Source organism: Vibrio sp. MMG023 (assembly GCF_021654215.1).
GTDB classification, from domain to species: Bacteria; Pseudomonadota; Gammaproteobacteria; order Enterobacterales; family Vibrionaceae; genus Vibrio; species Vibrio jasicida.
Window position 1 is genome coordinate 227,950 of record NZ_JAKFZP010000007.1, and the last position, 21,993, is coordinate 249,942.

Below are 21,993 nucleotides of genomic sequence, written 5' to 3' on the forward strand. Positions count from 1 at the left end.
CACAAATTGATTTCCATCAAAATAGTAGGGTTTCTATATGCTAGATTGCGCGCAGCTCAAGAAAATAGTGATACTCGCGTGCTTCAAGGTTTTGGATTCATTAAGGAACTGCCCGAAAGGGAAGAGTGCAGCTGAGTACAAAAAGAAACAAAGCCCTACAAAAGGAAATAACAATGAAAAAAACAATCTGCAGTTTAGCAGTGGTTGCTGCGTTAGTGTCTCCAAGTGTTTTCGCTCACAGTGAAGGTGACTTCATTCTACGTGTTGGTGCGGCATCGGTTGTACCCAATGATAGCAGCGACAAGATCTTGGGTTCTCAATATGAGTTAGAAGTTAATTCAGACACCCAGCTGGGTTTGACGTTTGGTTACATGTTTACCGACAACATCAGTCTAGAAGTACTGGCTGCGACACCATTTAGCCATGATATCTCTACTGATTTGGTTGGCAAAGATATCGGTAGCACCAAACACCTGCCACCAACGGTTATGGTTCAGTACTACTTTGGTGACTCACAAAGCAAATTCCGCCCATACGTGGGTGCGGGTCTAAACTACACCATCTTCTTTGATGAAGGCTTTAACGGTACGGGTAAAGGCGCTGGCCTTTCTGATCTGAAATTGGATGATTCATTCGGTCTAGCTGCAAACGTTGGTGTGGACTACATGATCAACGATAAATGGTTCCTAAACGCATCAGCGTGGTACGCAAATATTGAAACAGAAGCGACCTACAAAGCGGGTGGCGCGAAACAAAAAACTGACGTTGAAATCAACCCTTGGGTATTCATGATCAGCGGCGGTTACAAGTTCTAAGAAAAAGCAGTAGCAAAAGAACAAAAATATTATTGGCATGACTTTAAGGGGCAGTTGCGGGGATTGCCCCTCTTTTTTTATTTCATTTTCTTCTTCTACTCATCTCTCCTCTCTCTTCCTATTTCTAGGATTTTTCTATTTGTAAACGCATCGATTAAAAAATGAATTTTCTGTTAATTCTCGATTGCTGAGAAAAGCGAAAAATTACTATAACTAGGTTTTGAAATTGTTCTGATAAATTCGATGACAAGCGTTCGGTTAATTATTAATCGAACGTCAAAATAAATATTACAAAATGAAGCTAAGGACTGGCTGACTAAGGAAAATTACTCGTAAAGCGTGGAAATTTTACGCGAGTATTTTTCAGTTTTGCTGTCGTTAGCTGAGAAAAATGTCTTTATTTTTCAATCGATAGACAGGAAGAACTTAAAATGAAAGGAACCACACTCATTGCAGTATTTGCTTCGGCAGTATCATTGTTCTCATACAGTGAGAAAATAAGTGCGGCAGAGAAATTTATTACTATCGGCACAGGTGGTCAAACGGGTGTTTATTATGTAGCAGGCCAATCGATTTGTCGTTTTGTAAACCGTGGTGCGGCAGACCACAGCATTAAATGTAATGCACCAGCCAGCGGTGGTGGCGTGGCAAACGTCAATGGTTTGCGCAGTGGCGAATACAATTTCGGCATCATGCAGTCAGATCACCAATACAAAGCCCTAGAAGGTGTGGCTCCTTTCCAAAATAACCAACCAATGACGGACATTCGTGCCGTTTTCTCACTACAAAGTGAAGTGTTCACCATTCTTGCGCGTAAAGACGCAGGCATCACCAATTTCGACGATTTGAAAGGCAAGCGCGTCAACATTGGTAACCCTGGTTCTGGTCAACGCGATACGTTTGAGCAAGTGATGCAAGCAAAAGGCTGGTCACAAGATGTGTTCAGCTTGGTATCGGATCTAAAACCAGCAGAACAAGCTTCTGCAATGAGTGACAACAACATCGATGCAATGAGCTACTTTGTTGGCCACCCAAATGGCGCGATTCAAGAAGCCTCAACCACAACGGATGCGGTGTTGGTGCCAGTGACTGGTCCTGAAATCGACAAGTTACTTGCTGAGCGTGCGTACTTCACCAAAGCAACCATTCCGGGTGGAATGTACCGTGGCAACCCGAACGATACGCAATCTATCGGCGGCAAAGCGGTGCTCTCTACCACAGCAGAGACGGATCCAGAGTTGGTGTACCAACTGACGAAATCTGTGTTCGACAACCTAGACCGCTTCAAGCGTCTGCATCCAGCATTTAAAGATCTGAAAGAATCAGAAATGATTGAAGTAGGTCTGTCTGCACCACTGCATGAAGGTGCGGTGCGCTACTACAAAGAGCGCGGCTGGTTGTAAGTAACTCTTAGAACCTTCGATTTTTAGCAAGCGCTGTGATGGATTCGCAGCGCTTGCTTCTCTGTTGTTTGTGAGAAAATTATGGATAAGACGATCTCCACGTCCCCTGCTGACACGCATCCGAGTGAGCTGTCGGCAGAAGAACTGATTGCCCAAGATGTGGGTGCTCGCCTGCCAACCGGAATCATGGAAAAGCTGATTGCGGGTTTGGCGTTACTTTGGTCTCTGTTTCAACTTTGGATAGCGTCTCCGCTGCCCTTTATTGTTGGCTTCGGTGTGATGAACGACACCGAAACGCGCGCCATTCACCTTGGCTTTGCCTTGTTGCTTGCCTTCTTTGTCTTCCCCGCTTTTAAGCGCTCCCCGCGCGATCGTGTTCCTGCCTTCGACATCATGTTGGGTTTGATTGCTTGTGCGTCTTCGCTGTACTTGTTTGTTATGTACGAAGCATTAGCACAACGTCCGGGCAGCTTAACTACTGAAGACTTTGTTACCGCGTTGATTGGTTTGCCCCTGCTTTTAGAAGCGGCGCGTCGAGTATTGGGCCCAGCATTGCCTGTGATTGCGTTGGTGTTTATCGGCTACAGCTTGGCAGGCCCATACATGCCGGGTTTGTTGTCCCACCGCGGCGTGCAGTTGGATGCGCTAGCTAACCACCAGTGGATTACTACAGAAGGTGTGTTTGGTATTGCACTTGGTGTATCGACCAGCTTTGTATTCTTGTTTGTCCTGTTTGGTGCGTTGTTGGAACGCGCTGGAGCAGGGCACTACTTCATTCAACTGGCATTTAGCATGTTGGGGCACTTGCGTGGTGGCCCTGCAAAAGCGGCCGTCGTTGCCTCTGGCTTAACGGGTTTGATTTCGGGCTCGTCCATCGCCAACGTAGTGACCACGGGTACGTTCACTATTCCTATGATGCGTAAAGTTGGTTTCTCTCCAGAGAAAGCCGGTGCAGTGGAAGTGGCGTCATCGGTGAATGGGCAAATTATGCCACCTGTTATGGGCGCTGCGGCGTTTTTGATGGTGGAATATGTCGGCATTCCTTACGTTGAAATCATTAAGCACGCCTTCTTACCTGCTGCTATTTCTTACATCGCACTGCTTTATATTGTTCATTTAGAAGCGCTCAAATTGGGCATGCAGCCAATTGATGCTGCACGTTCAAAACCTTGGCTAGCGAGACTCACGGGTTTTGCATTTGGTGCGGCGTTGATTTCTGGATTGTCGATGGCGGTCTACTACGGCTTAGGTTGGTTGAAGCCAGTATTGGGCGACTTTGTCCTACCGGGGATGGCGTTGATTCTCGCGGTGGTGTACTTGGCGCTGCTAAAAGTGGCGGCAAGCAATGAGCCGCTACCAGAAGAAGATCCAGATGCTCCGCTAGAACAGCTACCAAATACGCGCGCAGTCTTGTTGTCTGGCTTGCACTACCTGCTGCCTGTGGTGGTTTTGGTGTGGTGTTTGATGATTGAGCGTTTGTCTCCGGGGTTGTCTGCTTTTTGGGGCAGCGTGATTCTGGTGGTGATCGTTCTGACTCAACGTCCTCTGCTGACTTGGATGCGTAAAGACGGCAAACACGATTACGGTAACTTTAAAGACGGTTGTATTGATTTGCGTGAAGGCTTGATTGCTGGCGCGCGTAACATGATCGGCATTGGTATCGCGACCGCGACCGCAGGCGTAATTGTTGGTGCGGTATCGCAAACGGGTGTTGGCTTAGTATTGGCTGATTTGGTTGAGATGTTGTCGATGGGCAACTTGCTATTAATGCTGATGCTTACCGCCGTATTGAGCTTGATTCTAGGTATGGGCTTACCAACGACGGCGAACTACATCGTGGTATCGAGCTTGCTAGCACCTGTTATCGTCACGCTGGGTCAACAACACGGTTTGATTGTGCCGTTAATTGCGGTGCACTTGTTTGTGTTTTACTTCGGTATCATGGCGGATGTAACGCCGCCAGTGGGTCTGGCTTCGTTTGCGGCTGCGGCGGTGTCGAAAGGCGATCCAATCAAGACGGGCTTAACCGCGTTTTACTACAGTCTAAGAACCGCAGCTTTACCGTTCCTATTTATCTTCAATACGGATTTGTTGTTGATTGATGTCGATTGGGCGCACGGCATTGCCATCTTTGTTATCTCTACTATCGCGATGTTGATATTCGCAGCGGCGACGCAAGGTTGGTTCCTGACTCGTAACCGTTGGTACGAAGGCGTTTTGCTTTTGCTAGTGGCCTTTACTCTGTTCCGTCCAGGGTTCTGGATCGACATGGTGGTGGACCCGTACCAATCGAGCAATCCTGCCCAGTTGGCACAAACGCTTGAGCCGCTAGAAGAGGGCAGTGTGCTTAGAATGCGCATCAGCGGTGAAGATGCGGTCGGTAAGATGCGTGAATTCTCGGTGTTGTTGTCGGTTCCTGAAGGGGAAACCGGACAAGATAAGCTGGACGCATTGGGTATCGCTACTTATCAGCAAGGTGAACAAACCCTGATTGATATCGTCAGCTTTGCTAGCCCAGCAGAGGCAGCAGGGTTGCAGTTCGATCAACAAATTGTCGATGTGCGTGTGCCTGTTGAGCGTTATCGCAAAGAGTGGATGTGGATTCCGGCAATGTTGCTGTTTGGTGTTGTGATTTGGCTACAACGCCGAAGAGTAACTGCGCAGTTTGCTGCAGCACATTGATAATTAAAGATAAATAACCATAAAGTCCCGTTAGAGTTAAGATCAACGGGGCTTTTTTCTGTCTGGAATATTCGCCAATGTGATTGTCTAAGTCGCGGAATGATTAGCGTCTTCTATACTTTATGCACACGATGCCCATGTGACTTCAAGATGCAGGATTCAGAGCGTTGTCACTGATTCCCTCTTTACCGAGAGTAAGCAAGGAAAGCAACGAAGCGGAATAGCTAGCTCTTTCCAAGTTGTTTGACGAAGAAATTGCTTCAGTGACACGCTCCCGAAGGGCGAGTTGCCTTGGTTCGAATGCTTTGTTAACAATTTTCGATTTAGAACCACTAGACCTTTAAATTGTTGCCTCGCCTTCAAACCAAGTCATTCTCGCTGAACCAGCATCTCGAGGTTACTTGGGCATCAAAGAGTGTGAATATCTTTGCGCATCATTTGAACAAATTATCAACGCTCAAAATCGGATCTTAACCTTTCAGATCATCTTGTTGTTCGAAAGCGGAAAAATCCTACACTGATCACATAATTGAACACTTGGACAATATAAATGAGCGACGATATCGCGAAGAAATCCTCTTCGAAATCCAAACTGACCAAAATCCTTTTCCTTCTCGTTTGTGCTATCGGCTTCGGTGCGATGTACTGGTCTTGGCAATATTCTGATGGTCACCCAAGTACCGAAGATGCATACGTAAGAGCAAAAATCCTGTCTGTCGCTCCTCAGGTTCAAGGCCAAGTCATCTCAGTAGAAGCCAAAGACTTCCAAGTGGTGAACAAAGGCGATCTGCTATTAAAGATTGATTCTCGTCCTTATCTGCTCGCGGTCAAACAAGCGAAAGCGGCTTACCAATTGGCGGTTCAACAGCATGATGTGGCCGATAAACAGGTCACAGAAGCGGTCGCTGGTTTAGATGCAGCACGCTCAAACCTGACCGAAGCGCAGTTGGAGTACAAACGTACTAACTCGCTAGTGAAACGCAAATTAGCGTCTGACCAAGATTTGGATACTGCGAAGAACAAACTCGCTAATGCTCAAGCAAGCTTAGAACAAGCACGTGCAACGGTAGAAAAAGCAATCGCAAATCGTGGTGAAGAAGGCGCAGAAGCAGCGGTTGTTCAACAAGCGGCGGCGCAACTTGCACAAGCGGAATTGAACCTGAGCTACACCGACATCACTTCTCCTGTCGATGGCATCGCGGGTGAAATCAATACACATACTGGTTCTGTTGTCGGCATTGGCCAAACACTGTTCCCTGTGATTGTAAAAGACAGCTACTGGGTACGCGCAAACTTTAAAGAAACTGACCTAACGCACATCAAAGCAGGCATGCATGCTGAAGTCGTGATCGACATGTACCCAGACGTAGTGTGGGATGCGAAAGTGGAAGAACTGTCGCCAGCAAGTGGAACCTCTTTCTCTTTGATGCCACCAGAAAACGCAACCGGTAACTGGGTGAAAATCAAACAACGTTTCCCTGTGCGTTTGACGCTTGAAGTACCTGAAGGTGCGCCACAATTACGTGTGGGTGCAAGTTCTGAAGTGACTGTTGATCTGAAAAGTAACGCACAATGAGTAACGAGATTACGGCCGACAAACGGGGAATAGCCACCGTCGCCGTGATGCTTTCGGCCATCATGGTGCTGATAGACATGACCGTTGCTAACGTGTCGCTTTCGCACATGATGGGCGCGTTGGGCGCAACGGCAGACCAAATCACATGGGTGCTAACTGGCTACAGCATGGCTGAGGCGATCTTCATTCCGATGACCAGTTTCTGGGTATCGCGATTTGGTGAGCGCAAAGTCATGCTGGTGGCGGTCATCGGCTTTGTGATTGCCAGTGCTTTCTGTGGACAAGCGGGTTCACTCGAAGAGATGGTAGTGTTCCGTATTATCCAAGGTGCGTTTGGTGCTTCGGTTATTCCACTGGCGCAATCTACATTGGTTCAGATTTACCCTTCCGAGCAAAAAGGCAAGGCGATGGCGATCTTCTCCATCGGTATCTTGCTTGGTCCGATTTTAGGCCCGGTAGTGGGCGGTGTGATTACTGACAACATCAACTGGCGTTGGATCTTCTACGTCAACTTGCCATTTGGCTTGGTGTGTACTGCGCTGATTTATCGCTACATCCACATCAGCAACAAATCCAAACCGAACTTCGACTGGTGGATCATTGGTTATATGGCCCTCGGGGTCGGTGCGTTGCAGTTCGTGCTCGACAAAGGTAACGACGAAGACTGGTTCAACTCTCGCATGATCCAAACCGCAGTGCTGCTGGCGATCATGGGTTTGATCATGTGGATCTACCGCAGTTGGAAGACCAAGAGCCCCATCGCGCCTCTGTGGCTCCTCAAGGACAAAAACCTCATGGTCTCGTCCTTAATGATGGCGGTGGTGTCGATGGCCATGTTCGGCTTGACCACTCAACAACCGATGCTGCTCGAAAGCTTATTGAACTACCCAGTGTCCACCACAGGCATGTTAATGGCCCCACGGGGTTTGGCATCTGCCTGTATGCTGATATTGGTGATTGTGATTAACCCGCAATTCGACCCAAGGTTGAAGATTGTCTTTGGCCTAACCTGTATCGGTATTGGTAGTTACCTCATGACCTTGTACTCCATGGAAATCGATACCTTCTGGATCGTGATGCCAAGTATGATTCAGGGTATGGGCTTAGGTTTGACCTTCTCGACCTTATCGACACTGGCGTATATGACATTGCCAAAAGAGCAGTCAGTGGCTGGGGCGAGTATTTTTAACCTGTTCCGCACCATTGGTAGTTCGTTTGGTATCTCGATTGCGACTACATACCAATACCGCGATAGCCAACAGCAATGGCACGCTTTGGGAGAAGGCTTTAACCCTTATAACCCAGTGCTGCATGACTGGGCTGCGAAGCAGGGATTATCGATTACTGATCCTGCGGCACTGGAGCAATATCAGAACATGCTCCATCAGCAATCGCAAATGGTGGCCTTTGTGCACACCTTCCAATTGGTCGGGGTGATGTTCGTTATCATGATGCCGATGCTGATATTTATCCGCTCAAGGTAAACCTCTAAAGCTAAACAAAAGCGCCCTTAACTCAGCCAGTTAAGGGCGCTTTTTTATGTCTGACTTTTCTATCGGTTTTCGAGCAATTAACCGAAGGTCACTTCACTGAAATGCGGATTGTCTTTGAGTGCTCTCATCGCAATCAATTGTTCGGTTGGGAACGAAATGTGCTCACCATCGATATCCAAAAATAAGCACTCTTGTCGTTCAATATCGTAGCCTGTATCAAATGCGCTGCCTTGATGTTTCTCACCGTTTTTGAGGGTGATTTCCACGGTCAGATTAAACATACAGGCGATTTCAATAAAATCGTATTGGCTGCATGTCACCATAACTTTTTCTCCTTCTCTCTTCCTTATCAAGACCGATAAAGGACAGAAATACTTCTCTGAAACCTAATCTTCATCTTACGCGCTATTTTGGTCATGAAAAAGACATACAAGCAGGCTTAACTAAAACCATAGTTTAGTGAACAAGACGTAGATAGGACATGTCTGAAACGACACTTAAAAACACGTACTTGGCTCGTGAGCGCGCAACGCAATCACTGATTACTCCTCACACTTACTACGCGCAGTTGGCGCATCGCATTAACCACTCACCTCAATTTGAACATGGACGCGTCAAAGACAAGATGCCAAATATGCCAAGCCCTCAGTCTTTTTGGCAGGTGTGTTGGGCCTACATGGGCGGACGTTCGCCGCTCAGTCCCGATAACCAGTTGCCTTATTCATCGATAGAGCCAACGCGGTTTAAACAGCGACAACAAGCGATGCGAGTCACTTGGCTAGGGCATTCCACTTTGATGATTGAGACAGATGGCGTGCGCATTCTGACTGACCCTGTATTCGACTATGCGTCGCCGTTGATTGCTAAGGCATGGTTTGAGCGCAATATCCCCAATACAGCCGTACGTGATAACTTGCCGATTCCGGATGTCATCGTGATCTCTCATGATCATTACGATCACCTCGAAGCTTCGACCATACGTTACTATTCTGATAAATCCGTAACATTTTACGTGCCACTCGGTGTCGGTAAGCATCTGATTCGTTGGGGCGTGAGACCTGATAACGTGGTGGAATTTGATTGGTGGGAGAGCGTTCATTACGCCAACGTTGAGTTGATATGCACGCCAGCCAATCACAACTCAGGGCGCACTTATCTGGATAAGAATTCGACCTTATGGGCTTCTTGGGTAGTAAAAGGTCAGCAAGAGACCCTCTATTTCAGCGGCGACAGTGCGTACGATAGTCACTTTGCACAAATCGCCCAGCGTTGCGGTCCGGTTGATATCGCCTGTTTGGAAGTCGCGGCAGATGTGAAAGGCAACCAAGGTTATCCGGTTGAGAATTGGGGACACATGCAAGCGCATCACACCGTACGCGCATTCAAAGATCTGCAAGCGAAGAAGTTGCTACCTGTACACTGGGCAACGTATGAGTTGTTTACGCACAAATGGGATGAACCCATTGAGGACTTGATTGAACATTGCCAAGCTGATCACATTGAGCTGATTACTCCGATGGCGGGAGAGAGTTTTTACGTGGCAAAAGAATATAAAAATAAGCCTTGGTGGCAAGCCAATAAATTATGTGAGCAAGCTAGAAAAATACGGGTATAATATGACGGCGCTTCAATAATACCTCGGTTAATTTAACCAACTTTCTTGCTCCTTATAACAAGATTTTTACTGGTCATCGAATCAATAAATTACCAGTGAGTCACTATTTTTCTGTGATCCCTCACGATAATAAATCTCTGAGTACAACTTTTTGATACTTCTCACCTAATAAAATAACCTTCTGAGAGAAAACTTTTACTAAAAATCTTTGTGAACTTAATTTTACGCATCAAAACAATTATACTCGTCGCCATACTGATAAGGCTTAAAATAGCTGGTCAAAGTGTGAACGCAATGAGTAAAACTTGATCAGTTAACAACAGGTAAAAGTCTCATCATTGAAACCGATTTAATTGATAAAGAATGCTGGTGATAATTGGAACCAGCATCACAAGAGTAGGATTCTCTTGAATATATCATCAGGGATGCTGAAGAAATTAAAACAGGCATTGTTAGATGAATAATTCTGCAACGTATTTACTTGCTGCTCTACGAGAAAAAATTAAAGAGAAAGGGATTTGTTATTCCGATCTCTCTGCCGGAATGGGGATTCCTCTATCAACCATTAAGAGACAGTTACACAACACGTCTTTAGGGTTGGACAAAATACTCTCGTATGCCACTCATTTAGATACTGACTTAGTCGAATTGTCCATGCGTGGTAAACAGCTGCAACAAGAGAACGAGCAGTTTATCACTGACATCAACAGTGAAATATTTCACCAGTATCCGTACTTGTTTGATTTCTTGTATTTATTGCGTCGGAAGGAATGGTCTCCGCAAGATATTGCGAGCAAATACCAATTAACCCATACCTCGATCACCCTTTATTTTCGTGCATTGGAAATGATGGATTACATCGAGCTAAAAGGTGAGGACCAATACCGCTTTAAAGACCAAGGTCGCTTTATTTTCGAAGAAGGCTCTAAGCTCGATACTTTGTTCGCCAAGCGCTTTCGAGATGAAGTGTTCAGCCATGATGTGCGACCACCGATTTGCATGGGACGCATTGCTATTACTGAAGAGCAGGAAGAAAAATTGGCCAACGAGGTGTACAACAAACTGATTGAGTTTGATGTGCAGAACAAGAGCGGGGAATGCAGTAAGCGACTGAGAAATGTCTTGATGACTTACACGCCTGGCAATCAGATATTCCTTTCGGATACGATTCCGAATATTGACGGTGAATTATTAAAAGCCATCTCGATGGCGAATGAAAAATAGTGACTATTTAATCACAAAATAAAGAATTTATATTAAGTGGTTGTGTTTGATAATGAATGCATCAAGGACCCACTATTATCCAAAATTAATGACCTGTTATTTAAATAGGTCAAACGAAGAAGAGACAAATTAACCGATCTCTTCTCACATCCAAAAGTGAAATAAATAAGGCTGAGTCTTCATCATCGAAAATCGGCAGGGCACGTCTCGACCTTTTTTCTCCTGATCAGGACCAAAAGCCAATAAATGAGGGATATAACATGCACTTTAAGACTTCTTTATGTGCGATTGCTGTCGGGGTTGCTCTAACACTTAGTGGATGCAACAGTAGTGATAATGACTCGAATGTGGATGCGCCACTGAAAGCGGCTGAATTCCATAACACCATCGATCGTGCGGGTGTGCCAGTGGCACTGCGTGATCTTCATGGTGGTCACCTTCGCTACATTCCTATGTTCGATAACGGCTCGTGGCATGGTCACACACTAGACACTAAAGGTGGTGAAATCACCTTAGGTGGTACAGCGTTGCTAACGGAAGAATACGTGTCATTCATGGCTGCACGTTTTGACCGTTTGGCACTAACGGTTGATGGTCAACCTATGCCACTCAAATTGACAGAAGCTTACTCACAACCTGGCGCATTGATTCAAAAATACACGGGCGATAACGGCATCGAAGCGGAGCTCGAAATGCGCTTTGTGACAGACCGTACTTCTCTTGTTAAAACCACCATCAAGAACCCGAACAAGCTGGCTATTCAAGGCGAATGGGACGGCGAGTTGATGCAAGATTACCGCGCTGACGATGGTCAACTTTACAAGAACAACGACAGCACTGTTCGCAGTGTTGAAGATGCATACCCTACTTACTCACGTGAAATCGCCGCGACAGAAAACGGCGTAGAAGTGTCTTTTGGTGCGGTTCGTGACTCTTGGTCGTTATTAACTTCGGGCGATTCTAAGTTTGAAGTGACGCGTTCTATCAAACCAGAAACGTCGACCATCGATGATGACAAGAAAGGCTTCGTCCAAACGGCAGAGCTAGGTGATGGCGAAGAAATCACGCTCTACACGGCGTACACGCACGTTCAAAACACTGAAGAACAAACGGCTGAGTTTGCGAAGTTAGACGACGTGATGGCCGATCCAAAAGGCTACATGCATGATTCTGCAATGCGTTGGGAAGAGTACCTAGAAAACGGTCTAACCAACGATGCCGCTTCAAAAGAGCATGAATTCGTTGCTGTAAAAGCGATGGAAACACTGAGCGCAAACTGGCGTGGTGCTGCAGGTGCCATTGACCACGACACAGTAACGCCTTCGGTTACGGCGCCTTACTTCTCGGGCAACATGACATGGCCGTGGGATACGTGGAAACAAGCTTATGCGATGTCTCACTTCAACCCAGATGTGGCGATGGAAAACATTCGTACTGTATTCCAATACCAAGTGCAGTCTGACGATCCGGTTCGCCCTTGGGACGAAGGTTACTTGCTTGATGTAGTTACCTACAACTTGCCGGCAGAACGTTGGGAAGGCATGTCTGCGGAATACAAAAAAGTGTTCCCTCAAGCGACGGATGGTCTGAACTGGAATGAGCGTAATACCAAGCCATCACTTGCTGCTTGGGCGGTATGGGAAGTGTATACCGCACTGAAAGATGAGCATAACCGTCCAGAAGAAGCGCAAAAATGGTTAGAAGAAATGTATCCGAAGCTGGTTGCGTTCCACGACTGGTGGTTACGTGCTCGTGATACGAATAAGAACGGTATCCCAGAATACGGTGCAGCGAAAGATCCAATCCACACGGTTTTCGAAGGTGACGTGAATGACGGTTCTTGGGGACCAGATGCGTCTGTCGATGACATGAAGTTCCAATACAAAGACGAAGCGAATGGCGACAAGTGGATCAAAGAAACGGGCATCGAGAAATACAACGAATTGTTGACTTCTGGTGACTACACGGCAATGAGCATCCCTGCAAAAGTCGCAGCGGGTTGGGAGTCAGGTCGTGATAACGCAGGCGTGTTTGGCTTCATTGATACGATTGACAATCTACAAGGTATGGCTGAGCAACCAACGCAAGAAGAAGCGGAAGTGATTGACCAAATGGGGCGATACGCTCATAACACCAACGGCTTCGACAACACTTACGATATGATGATGAGTGAAGACGGTTCTGTCGTGACTTACCGTAATGATTCGGTTGAGAACATGGACAAGCTGGCTCAAGCGAAGAAAGACTGGGAAGTGAAGTTCAACGAGAACACCGACGACTCAAACAACCTGTCTGGTTACTCACTCATGCAAGAGTCAGTAGACCAAGCATCGTACTGGTATTCAGACAACCTGTACCTATCGCAAATTGCTGATGTATTGGGTAAAGCTGACAAAGCGGTAGAGTTCGCAGCGAAAGCCGCTGATACCAAAGAGTACATCAACCGTTGTATGTACGACGACACAACTGGCTTCTATTACGATATTGAAGTGGTACCAAATGGCCTTAGCAATCAGTGTGCAGGTCCAATGTTGGTGAAGCGCGGTATGGGGCCGGAAGGTTGGTCTCCACTATTTAACAACGCAGCAACGCAAGAACACGCGGACAAAGTGGTGAAAAACATGCTTGATACCAGCAAGTTTAACTCACCGAAGATCCCACTTGGCACGGCGTCGATGGACAACCCTGCTTACGGACCAGACATTTACTGGCGTGGCCGTGTATGGCTGGATCAGTTCTACTTCGGCGTTCGTGGCATGGACAACTACGGTTACGGTGTAGAAGCGCGTCAAATGGTTGATAAGCTGTTCCAAAATGCACAAGGTCTAACGGAAACGACGCCAATTCAGGAAAACTACAACCCTGAAACTGGGGCGGTACAGGGCGCAAACAACTTCTCTTGGAGTGCTGCGCACCTATACATGCTGTACAACGGCTTTGTGGGCAAGTAACACCTGTTGGTGAGTCACTAACACGGTCAAATATTAAGCGTTGCAGATGACCCCCCTAGCATCTGCAATCGCTTAATCTTCTTCAAATTAGGCTCAATAATATCAAGCCGGGTAGTGAAAATTGTCCGGTTTTTATAGAGTTATCACACTACTTTTCTGTAATTTCCTAAAATTGGTATGCAGGGCAAAATGCGCGACAACGCTGATTTTCCTTATAAAACAATCATTAATAACACCGCATTTCGTTCTGTCTATTTTCAATACATAACATTTATAAAATGATCATTTAGCTGTTTTGTAACAAAATATATGCTTCATAAATCAATGAGGTCGTTAAATATTCATACGAAAGCATTAAGAGTTGTCCTAACCTCGCCGCTGGCCAGCCGCTCCGAGCCGAAATCAATCCCAAACTCTACTCTTCCGCTTGAAGCCACCTCATTCCAAGGAGCGTATTGATAAATACCTCACTTTCTTAGTAGTCAGCATGACGTGTTGCGATGCAGCACCATCAAGGAAGGTGACATGAACTGTTTACAGACCAGCCTTTATAACTTGCTAGAAGACAATAACTTTGTACCCTCTAAAGAGTACAAAGCCTCGATTGCAAGCTACCTACATTCCGATTCCTCACTCACACCTCAAGCGATGGGAGCACTCACTGGCGAAATATTTCAGAGCAAGCAAACTATGGCGTATTACTTGTTACACAATGCCATTAATGAAGAAGAGGGCGCAGAGCGACTCAAAATGATCGCCACTCGTTACGCGCAAGGGGAAATGAAGCAGCAAATCATGCATCACTGCCAAAACGACAGAAACCACTCGGCCATGTACGCCAGCTTGATCCCTCTAACGGGCTACCAAACTGAGGTGTATCAGGAAGAGAAGTCGAGCGATTTCAGCAATGTCAGCCACTTTTACGACGACATTAAAATCCACCTTTTCCGAGCTCACTCTGTAGAACTTCGCTCTTGGTGTTTATTGGTCTCTCAATTGAGTTTTATCGACCAATCGGATATCCCGTATCTGAAAGAGATGCGACCGACCATTCAGCAGATTTTAGATGATGAGGTGAGGCAGGTTTCCTACACGGCGCAACACGTCAGCCAGTGGTTGGAAGAAGATCCGTCACTGTGCCAAGCCTTCACGCAATGCATGAGCCACACCTACCGAGAAACGTGGGATTACCTTGCCTCTATGGCGGAGTTCATGAGAGACAGTGCGCCTTACTTTATGGTCTAGGCACAGAACACTTGAGTTTAAAGGTTTGGCCGAGAGGCTCAACGTTGTTTGTACTGCGTTGGGCAATAGCCTCTGTTCACGTCTGGTGAGCGCAGTTTTAAGTGTTTGGTGTTGCGTCCAGATACACGTTGTCGCCAAAGCTTGAAACTGCGGGGTTTGAGGTGGCGACGCATCAGGCTGATAACACCATTTTCGCTCAAGCCGAATTGATGCTCAATGGCTTCAAACGGGGTTCGGTCTTCCCATGCCATTTCTATGATTCTGGATAGTGCGTCGTCGTTGAGGGTCATGGTGTGTTCCTAATCAGGGTTGCCTATTTAAGCTTAGGAACACACATACGTAATCAACGGCGAAACGGTTTAATTGGAAGCCGCTTTTAACCGATAAAATGAGGAAATAAAGTTAGGAATAGCAACGAGTTATTTCTGTGGTTTCAGCTCGACCACATTGCCTTCTGGATCTTCTAAATACACAGAGCGACCAAAGCCCTGTGCGCCATATCGTTCGGCAAACTCTTCAACGTGGACATTATGTTGATGAAGATATTTAAGCAACTCAGACTCTTCAAAAGGCGCAATTTGCAGACAGAAATGGTCGAGGTTACGGCCATCTTGGCTTGGCGATTTACCGCCTAACTTGCCGAGTTCACTTTCAAGCGTCACCAAATCAATGATGGCTGTGCCAGCACGTAACTGCGTCAGCCCTAAGTCGGGCAACTCCCGCTCGATAGGACACCCCAATAGATCTCGATAGAAACGGAGCATCGAATCGAGATTATCCGTTCTTAATACCACATGGTCGAGGGCTTTGATTTCAATGGGGTTGCGCAGGTTTGCCATGACGAGTTCCTTTTTCGAGCACTGAGAAAAGTATATGCACTAAACCAGCAAGCTGATCGCCAGAGCCAGCATGACAAAGCCAATAATGAACTCAAGTACCTGCCAAGAGCGTGCATGCTTAAAGATGGGGATCAATAACTTAGCGCCATAGCCAAGGCTGAAAAAGAACACGAAGGAAGCCGATACCGCACCCACTGCAAACTGCCATTTGTGTGGTTCATATTGAGTAGAAATTGATCCTAACAGCACGACGGTATCAAGGTAAACATGCGGGTTTAACCAAGTGAATGCCAAGCAGATCAGAGCCGTTTGCCATGCACTTTTGGAGGCATCACCTTCAGGATTCATCACGTGCTTTTGCGTCAATGCCGAGCGTAAACTGCTGAGACCATACCAAGTTAGGAATGCAGCACCAGCATATCGTGCGATGGTTTCAATCAAGGGAAACTGCTTCACTAAGTAGCCAAAACCCGCCACACCAAGGGAAATCAAGATCGCATCTGACAGTGCACAAATAAAGCACACCAGAAAGACATGATGCTGTTTGATGCCTTGTTTCAGCACAAAGGCGTTTTGCGCTCCGATAGCAAGAATCAGTGATATGCCAAGCGTAAAGCCAGCAAGGTAGGTGGTCATTCTCTCTTCCTTGAACATCGACCAAATATGGCTTCAAACCATAACTTTGTTGAAAATAGTCTGCAAGGGTTGCGGAGAAGCCTTGCTAGAATTACCTGATAAGATATTGACGTCGTAATTGTGAGAGTAGACCTCAATTTAAACCGTACTTTCACAATAAGTTGGCGTTCCCCATTACAATATGCCCATCCATATGAAAAAGGAAAAAACGATGAAAGCAGTTTGGTTGGCCGCAGGTGCATTAGCACTGAGCGGATGTTCGACAATGAACTCAGCAAATGATGTATCTCGCCCATCGGCAGAGATGTTCCCAGAGATGGAGAACATGACGAAGCACGTTTTCTATGTAGACCCAGCAAGCAACGAAGCAGATAAGCGCGTTGAGCTTGTGGTAGGCAAAATGATGGAAACAGACTGTAACCGCGTTTCTCTGGGTGGCAGTGTGAGCGAGCATTCGCTTGAAGGTTGGGGTTACACTTACTACCAAGTTGACGCTTCTCCAGCAGGCGGCATCTCTACACTAATGGCTTGTCCTGAAGACATGGAGAAGGTAGAAACTTTCGTTCAAATGCCAACACGCGACCTTTACCGTTACAACAGCAAGCTGCCTGTTGTGGTTTACGCGCCAGCGGATTTGGACGTGAACATTCGCGTTTGGGCACCTGAAGAATGATAGCTAAGCAGGCAAAAATTGCACTGACATTAGGTGGTTTGCTTGCGCTTGGTGGCTGTGCATCTACCGCGCCTGAGTATCAATACCAGTGTGACGACGGCCATCAGTTTGCAGCTAGCTTTGATCAGGAAAAAGCGCTGATCACCGTTGATGACGAGAGAGAGATTGAACTCAAACAAGTTCGCTCAGCCTCTGGCGCAAAATATATGTCTGATGACCAAATGCTAGTTTTGCACACCAAAGGTGACGAAGCGATTTTGATCGTCAACGAGATATCCCAAAGTGCATGTCGCGTGACGAAGTAATCGTTAAATTCAAAAGGCTTGGTTGATACCAAGCCTTTTTTTTCACGCTTTGTATGGTGGTCATATGTTTTCTGTGGCAATACGGTTGCAGCTTCCCTTTCTGGGTCAATCCACATCGAACAAATCCGCCTCTAGCACCCTCTTTTCTTCTTCGTAAAAACTACTTCGAAAGTTTAGGTCAAGTTACCTTATCGTAAGTTTAGGTGAGAGATTGTCTTATTTTATAAAATTTTAATATTCAATGTGTTACTAAGTAAACTCATCGAATAACTATTTGTTTCATTTATCATTTAAAGACTATGTAATTAATCAGGTTTATTTTTATTTTTGTCCAACCTTCGAAAACCTTTCCAATATCTGGCTTTCTATATTTGTTGTCTTAGCTTCTAAAATTCTCTGTTTAGTATTAATTTTGTTTATTCAAGGTGCTGATAATTATTAAGTTTATCTTTTATTTAGCATTTTTGGACTATGGCGTATTTCTTACAAAATTAAAATCCTTAAGCCAATAGTCGTAAGTGCGGAGTTGATATACATTCTCGTTTGGGAACATTCCCGCTATAAATATAAAAATGGAGAAATTATAATGAAAAACGTTCTTGGCTTCGTGACCCTTCTTGCTGCTTCTTTTGTTCACGCTGAAGACGCGATTACTTTCCCAACCGAGCAAGCTGCTGGAGGAAATGACGCGATTGTCTTTCCTACTGTGCAGAATCCCATTGTGTTGGTTGGTGGGTACGAAGTAGAAAATGGTGTTTTGCGTTCTCGCACTTACGACTGTGGGATTAATATCAGTGACTTAAACCTCTCTGCCCAGCTTGTGTGGGAAGGAGCGACACCTAAAGTGATGATTGTGGGTGACGATCTGATTATGTGTCGTTCACTGGCGAATAGTCCATTTGAGCTCGACATCAGTACGGTGTTAAATCAACTTCCGAACCACGATCTATATCGATTAGAGATCGCGAATCATGTCAACTTTCATCGATAGTTCGAGGAGAGAACATGACTTTTTACTCTTCGAATAAAAGGGGGGAGAAGGCCTGTGCTTGCACGGGCTCTTCGCGTCCCAAAGTGGCGATTTTCGGTGCTGGAATTTCTGGCTTAACTGTGGCTCATAACTGCATAAAACGAGGTTTTGAGGTTTCTGTTTACGACAAGGAGCTATACACCGGAGGAAAGTGTATCGGAACGGTAGATGAAGGGGGGAGGGTTCATGAACTTACTCATCGGCAGTTCTTCGCAAAAAACCACAACCTCATTAATTTTCTTAAAGAAATTCCTTCAGGGGCTGGCTCCTGTTTAGACTCGCTTTACCCTCAGAATATCGTGCAATTTTCTTGGGCACAAAGTAGCAAAACCATACAGTTTCAGCGTGGTTATTTTACGCGTTTAGAAAAACTGTGGGATGACGCAAAGTCCGCCTATTCAATGCATTATGCTCAAGTTCCTCTAACGGATACGTTTTGGTTTAAGCAACGATTGCAGCAAACGTATTCTACAGAGGAATTACTCGGTGTTTCCGTTAGAGATTTCTTCTGCTACGACTCAAGGCCACACCTTGCCGCTTTCCTTCGTTCAGTCTTGCTAGGTTGGATTGGAGCGACTGATGATACGCCAGCATTGGCGATTTTGGATTTACTCAACAATAAAGAAGGCGAGTTGCATACTTTGGCACCAGACGCCTACAGCTTGGGAATGCGCAAACCCATTAGTGACGCGCTTATTAACCCGTTGACTCACCATCTCCAAAAGCAGGGTGTTCAGTTTCACTTAGGCTACAAAGCGAAGGCCATCTATCCCAACAAAGCACGGACCCGAGTCGATGGTGTGCGACTACACAATGACTGTACCGTTCTCGCCGATTATTATGTCTTTGCGCTTCCGGCCCATGTTACTCACTCTTTACTTTCAGAAACCAGTTCAGCATTAAGTTATGATTACGTCTTGAGCCACGGTTTTCAGTTTTATTTTTCTCGAATCCCTGCTGAACTCAAAAATAGAACGGTTGGCTTAGTCCTCGATTCTCCCTGGGGATTGAGCTATCACGTGACCACCAGAAACACATCTCGAGGTGAGGTGGCGTGCTTATCGGTAACCGCGACTAAGCTTGATGATGCACTTGGGCTTTTGTATCAAAAGCCAATGCTATCTTGTACTGAAGAGCAAGTAAAAGATGAATTATTGTTTCAGCTTTTTGGGCAACTGGACCTACTCGAACATTCGGCTTACAAAGGATTTAGAGTTGGCCTTGGGGCAAAAATAGTCACACCTCAAGAGCTAGACACTTTGTACTCAGAGTACTTTCATGGTGATGTTTTTATCAATGAGCGTGGGCAGCCTCGACAGTGGGTTTTGCAACACGCCCTCACTCAACCTACCACTCAGAATACGCTCACAACAACAGTGAAAAACTTTTCTAACGTCTTTTTAAGCGGTGAGTATTTATCGGATCCCCGCCAAACTTGGCGAGTACCGGTTACGTTGGAGCGATGTATAGAAACCGCTAATTTATGCTCGGCGGATTTAGCCGAGTATGCAGACTCTGAACATGAGATGTGCCAATGAAGTCCCGAATTTATTCACCCTTGTCATCGGGGCTCTTTCTGTTGCTGTGTTTGGTGTACAGCAGTGGTTTTTATCTACTAGTGCAAAGTTCGATTTGGCTCGCGTTAGCATTGACAGTGCTGTTACCTGTGGTGTTCTGGCCGTTAACGCAACCGGTCGAAAATTCAGGAGAGATAAAGCGAATCCTCTGTTTGGAAACTGGCTTTAACGTGTTGTGTTTTTTAGCGGTGAGTAAATGGGTCAGCATCGAACATGTCGATAAGGGTTTGGTCGTATTTTTCGTTCTCCAGTCCGCGGGATTTTTATTGGTGCAGTTGAAAAAGCGGGCTTATTTGTCGATGTTTATTTCGATGGTACTGGCTGCGGCGATCGCCTACTGGGTACATTCAGGGATGCAAACCACACTGCAAGGAGAGGGGAGGATCGTCTTATTTGGAGAGCCTGTTCCTTGGCAATTAAAAGTGATTTACGGTTTGTGGCTGGCGCAATTACTGCTTGTCGAATATCGCTCTGTGTTGCCAAAACTGACGTTGGCTATCTGCCACATTGCGTCTTTTGTTATTGCGATTGGTGCGGAGGATTTCTTCCACGCCCGCATCGTGACAGCCAGTCACCTTCTTTTTCTCAGTCTGTGTTTCAACTTAAAGAGTTTAGATTGGGGCGGAAGTGAATTCGCAATATCGAATCGATTGAGCCGTTTCATTCAATTGCCAATCGTTAGAGAGCCATTTTCTGAGTTTTTACTTGGCGTTGTTGCTATCACTTATCTTGGGATTTTTCTAATGTAGTGCACTTGGGGTTATGTGTTTCTCACTAGCAACCCCCTCCAACTCCCCCTTGTATTGACATGGTTTGCTCAGCATTTGCATTTCTTGTCCAAGGGGGAGGGCTGTCCTTTGGTGCATTATCCTATTGCGTTCCAAGCTTTTGGTGTGATTTCGACGAGCCTAGGCTACATCAAGAATCTCGTTTTAACACGCTCCGACAGTTCCTCCCCTTTGCTCTCGATGTATTTTGATCGCCGAAGCTGAGACCAAGGGGAGGTTAGGTGGGGTTGTTTCATCAAAACTAACCAAAACAAAAAAGGGTTGGCACTAGGCCAACCCTTTCTGATTCTTAAGCATTCAATTATTCGTAATCAGACGCGTAAGTGTCTTCGTAAGAGTGTGAGTAGAACTCAAATAGGTTGCCAAACGGGTCTTCTAGGTAAACCATTTGTGCTTGCTTTAGCTCGTCTTCTGGGTGGTAGCGCATGATATCCATACGTACTTTACCGCCGAATTCTTCTACACGCTCGATTGCTGAAGCAAACTGCTCTTTTGGTAGTTGTAGACAGAAATGGAAGATACCTAGACGAGAAAAATCAACGTTATGACGCTCTTCACGGTCAACCATTTCGAACAGCTCAACGCCGATGCCGTCAGATGTTACTAGGTGAGCGATGTTGAAGCCTTTGAAGCCTTCACCGAATACGGCGATACACATACGACCGATTGCTGATTCGCGCTCTTCGATAACTTTTGTGTTGTTCATTACGATGCGAAGACCAAGCGCTTTAGTGTAGAACTCTACTGCTTTGTCCATATCGCCAACCATGATGCCTACGTGATTCATTTTCATAATTCTGCTCCAAAAAACTGTGATGTTTAATTCGTGTTTCGTTTCGATGGAGGTGAGTATATGGAGAAATTTTGATTACATGAAATTATCAATAATTTTTAAGATCATAATTTTTTGTTATTAAATGGTGGGGAGAAGGTCAAACAAGCGTATCCTGCATGCTTATCAAATAGTTATCTTATAAATTTCTTTGTGTTTTGAGCTGTTTTATATCGATCGTGAATGGTTTGGTGAGGTAAACTTCTGGCCGAAGTTGCTGCTAGTCATCTGTTTTTATTGATATTAACTAGTTGTGTTTGAACGTTGGTAGTTAGGGTTTTAGGCGAGCCTTTAATCTGAGCTCACATA

19 protein-coding genes are annotated in these 21,993 nt (G+C 45.8%); 14 read left to right on the plus strand and 5 right to left on the minus strand.

Going from position 1 to position 21,993, the window contains the following annotated elements; all coding sequences use genetic code 11:
- The first annotated feature begins 173 nt into the window (after positions 1-173).
- The 5 genes from ompW to L1076_RS22090 all read left to right on the plus strand — a co-directional run bounded on the left by ompW (position 174) and on the right by L1076_RS22090 (position 7,960).
- Positions 174-815, plus strand: a complete 642-nt coding sequence (gene ompW / locus L1076_RS22070) for an outer membrane protein OmpW (protein WP_042601106.1) — start codon at positions 174-176, stop codon at positions 813-815.
- 431 nt (positions 816-1,246) lie between these two features.
- On the plus strand, positions 1,247-2,218 hold the full coding sequence (locus L1076_RS22075) for a TAXI family TRAP transporter solute-binding subunit (protein ID WP_020195112.1): 972 nt from the start codon (positions 1,247-1,249) through the stop codon (positions 2,216-2,218).
- A gap of 81 nt (positions 2,219-2,299) precedes the next feature.
- On the plus strand, positions 2,300-4,900 hold the full coding sequence (locus tag L1076_RS22080; RefSeq protein WP_237304478.1) for a TRAP transporter permease: 2,601 nt from the start codon (positions 2,300-2,302) through the stop codon (positions 4,898-4,900).
- A gap of 550 nt (positions 4,901-5,450) precedes the next feature.
- Complete coding sequence (locus L1076_RS22085) at positions 5,451-6,476, plus strand: HlyD family secretion protein (RefSeq protein ID WP_038869708.1); 1,026 nt, start codon at positions 5,451-5,453, stop codon at positions 6,474-6,476.
- A complete protein-coding gene (locus L1076_RS22090) occupies positions 6,473-7,960 on the plus strand; it encodes an MDR family MFS transporter (RefSeq protein WP_038869705.1) in 1,488 nt (495 codons plus the stop codon). Before L1076_RS22085 ends, L1076_RS22090 begins: the two co-directional genes overlap by 4 nt.
- Before the next feature lie 86 nt (positions 7,961-8,046).
- Here the strand turns inward: L1076_RS22090 and L1076_RS22095 are convergent, their stop codons facing one another.
- On the minus strand, positions 8,047-8,292 hold the full coding sequence (locus L1076_RS22095; RefSeq protein ID WP_038880258.1) for a Rho-binding antiterminator: 246 nt from the start codon (positions 8,290-8,292) through the stop codon (positions 8,047-8,049).
- A gap of 158 nt (positions 8,293-8,450) precedes the next feature.
- Here L1076_RS22095 and L1076_RS22100 point away from each other — a divergent pair, with 158 nt between their 5' ends.
- The 4 genes from L1076_RS22100 (at position 8,451) to L1076_RS22115 (ending at position 15,004) form a co-directional block, all read left to right on the plus strand.
- Positions 8,451-9,584, plus strand: coding sequence for an MBL fold metallo-hydrolase (locus L1076_RS22100; protein WP_237304479.1), 1,134 nt, complete (start codon positions 8,451-8,453; stop codon positions 9,582-9,584).
- 456 nt (positions 9,585-10,040) lie between these two features.
- Entirely contained in the window at positions 10,041-10,808 is a 768-nt protein-coding gene (locus tag L1076_RS22105) for a transcriptional regulator (RefSeq protein WP_038880264.1), read from the plus strand.
- A gap of 260 nt (positions 10,809-11,068) precedes the next feature.
- Positions 11,069-13,759: an alpha-glucosidase gene (gene ygjK, locus L1076_RS22110; protein WP_237304480.1), complete on the plus strand. Its 2,691-nt coding sequence runs from the start codon at positions 11,069-11,071 to the stop codon at positions 13,757-13,759.
- Between the two features lie 525 nt (positions 13,760-14,284).
- Positions 14,285-15,004 (plus strand): GTPase, encoded by a 720-nt coding sequence (locus tag L1076_RS22115; RefSeq protein WP_186176740.1) that lies wholly within the window; start codon positions 14,285-14,287, stop codon positions 15,002-15,004.
- A 38-nt stretch (positions 15,005-15,042) separates the two neighbouring features.
- Here L1076_RS22115 and L1076_RS22120 read toward each other — a convergent pair whose 3' ends face one another.
- The 3 genes from L1076_RS22120 to L1076_RS22130 form a co-directional block, all read right to left on the minus strand.
- On the minus strand, positions 15,043-15,294 hold the full coding sequence (locus L1076_RS22120; RefSeq protein WP_054756617.1) for a TIGR03643 family protein: 252 nt from the start codon (positions 15,292-15,294) through the stop codon (positions 15,043-15,045).
- Between the two features lie 129 nt (positions 15,295-15,423).
- A complete protein-coding gene (locus L1076_RS22125; protein WP_237304481.1) occupies positions 15,424-15,843 on the minus strand; it encodes a VOC family protein in 420 nt (139 codons plus the stop codon).
- A gap of 39 nt (positions 15,844-15,882) precedes the next feature.
- On the minus strand, positions 15,883-16,479 hold the full coding sequence (locus tag L1076_RS22130) for a LysE/ArgO family amino acid transporter (protein ID WP_005434851.1): 597 nt from the start codon (positions 16,477-16,479) through the stop codon (positions 15,883-15,885).
- 211 nt (positions 16,480-16,690) lie between these two features.
- On the opposite strand from L1076_RS22130, the gene L1076_RS22135 reads away from it, so the two are divergent.
- From L1076_RS22135 to L1076_RS22155, 5 genes are all read left to right on the plus strand, one after another.
- Positions 16,691-17,152, plus strand: a complete 462-nt coding sequence (locus L1076_RS22135; RefSeq protein ID WP_038880282.1) for an ecotin family protein — start codon at positions 16,691-16,693, stop codon at positions 17,150-17,152.
- A complete protein-coding gene (locus L1076_RS22140) occupies positions 17,149-17,457 on the plus strand; it encodes an MliC family protein (protein WP_009706806.1) in 309 nt (102 codons plus the stop codon). The genes L1076_RS22135 and L1076_RS22140 overlap by 4 nt, the downstream gene beginning before the upstream one ends.
- A 586-nt stretch (positions 17,458-18,043) precedes the next feature.
- Positions 18,044-18,448 (plus strand): hypothetical protein, encoded by a 405-nt coding sequence (locus tag L1076_RS22145; RefSeq protein WP_038869686.1) that lies wholly within the window; start codon positions 18,044-18,046, stop codon positions 18,446-18,448.
- Positions 18,449-18,462: 14 nt separating this feature from the next.
- Positions 18,463-20,025: an NAD(P)-binding protein gene (locus L1076_RS22150; RefSeq protein ID WP_039974342.1), complete on the plus strand. Its 1,563-nt coding sequence runs from the start codon at positions 18,463-18,465 to the stop codon at positions 20,023-20,025.
- A complete protein-coding gene (locus tag L1076_RS22155) occupies positions 20,022-20,813 on the plus strand; it encodes a hypothetical protein (RefSeq protein WP_042601124.1) in 792 nt (263 codons plus the stop codon). Before L1076_RS22150 ends, L1076_RS22155 begins: the two co-directional genes overlap by 4 nt.
- 340 nt (positions 20,814-21,153) lie before the next feature.
- Here the strand turns inward: L1076_RS22155 and L1076_RS22160 are convergent, their stop codons facing one another.
- Positions 21,154-21,645, minus strand: coding sequence for a VOC family protein (locus L1076_RS22160; RefSeq protein ID WP_038869680.1), 492 nt, complete (start codon positions 21,643-21,645; stop codon positions 21,154-21,156).
- Positions 21,646-21,993 lie beyond the last annotated feature (348 nt).

What these genes read in the sequence shown, in the direction of transcription:
- L1076_RS22145 (WP_038869686.1), top strand. Translation starts at nt 18,044, where the DNA reads ATGAAAAACGTTCTTGGCTTCGTGACCCTTCTTGCTGCTTCTTTTGTT.
- L1076_RS22150 (WP_039974342.1), top strand. Translation starts at nt 18,463, where the DNA reads ATGACTTTTTACTCTTCGAATAAAAGGGGGGAGAAGGCCTGTGCTTGC.
- L1076_RS22115 (WP_186176740.1), top strand. Translation starts at nt 14,285, where the DNA reads ATGAACTGTTTACAGACCAGCCTTTATAACTTGCTAGAAGACAATAAC.
- L1076_RS22140 (WP_009706806.1), top strand. Translation starts at nt 17,149, where the DNA reads ATGATAGCTAAGCAGGCAAAAATTGCACTGACATTAGGTGGTTTGCTT.
- L1076_RS22085 (WP_038869708.1), top strand. Translation starts at nt 5,451, where the DNA reads ATGAGCGACGATATCGCGAAGAAATCCTCTTCGAAATCCAAACTGACC.
- L1076_RS22090 (WP_038869705.1), top strand. Translation starts at nt 6,473, where the DNA reads ATGAGTAACGAGATTACGGCCGACAAACGGGGAATAGCCACCGTCGCC.
- L1076_RS22080 (WP_237304478.1), top strand. Translation starts at nt 2,300, where the DNA reads ATGGATAAGACGATCTCCACGTCCCCTGCTGACACGCATCCGAGTGAG.
- L1076_RS22100 (WP_237304479.1), top strand. Translation starts at nt 8,451, where the DNA reads ATGTCTGAAACGACACTTAAAAACACGTACTTGGCTCGTGAGCGCGCA.
- L1076_RS22135 (WP_038880282.1), top strand. Translation starts at nt 16,691, where the DNA reads ATGAAAGCAGTTTGGTTGGCCGCAGGTGCATTAGCACTGAGCGGATGT.
- L1076_RS22075 (WP_020195112.1), top strand. Translation starts at nt 1,247, where the DNA reads ATGAAAGGAACCACACTCATTGCAGTATTTGCTTCGGCAGTATCATTG.
- L1076_RS22160 (WP_038869680.1), bottom strand. Translation starts at nt 21,645, where the DNA reads ATGAAAATGAATCACGTAGGCATCATGGTTGGCGATATGGACAAAGCA.
- L1076_RS22125 (WP_237304481.1), bottom strand. Translation starts at nt 15,843, where the DNA reads ATGGCAAACCTGCGCAACCCCATTGAAATCAAAGCCCTCGACCATGTG.
- L1076_RS22120 (WP_054756617.1), bottom strand. Translation starts at nt 15,294, where the DNA reads ATGACCCTCAACGACGACGCACTATCCAGAATCATAGAAATGGCATGG.
- L1076_RS22130 (WP_005434851.1), bottom strand. Translation starts at nt 16,479, where the DNA reads ATGACCACCTACCTTGCTGGCTTTACGCTTGGCATATCACTGATTCTT.
- L1076_RS22155 (WP_042601124.1), top strand. Translation starts at nt 20,022, where the DNA reads ATGAAGTCCCGAATTTATTCACCCTTGTCATCGGGGCTCTTTCTGTTG.
- L1076_RS22105 (WP_038880264.1), top strand. Translation starts at nt 10,041, where the DNA reads ATGAATAATTCTGCAACGTATTTACTTGCTGCTCTACGAGAAAAAATT.
- ompW (WP_042601106.1), top strand. Translation starts at nt 174, where the DNA reads ATGAAAAAAACAATCTGCAGTTTAGCAGTGGTTGCTGCGTTAGTGTCT.
- L1076_RS22095 (WP_038880258.1), bottom strand. Translation starts at nt 8,292, where the DNA reads ATGGTGACATGCAGCCAATACGATTTTATTGAAATCGCCTGTATGTTT.
- ygjK (WP_237304480.1), top strand. Translation starts at nt 11,069, where the DNA reads ATGCACTTTAAGACTTCTTTATGTGCGATTGCTGTCGGGGTTGCTCTA.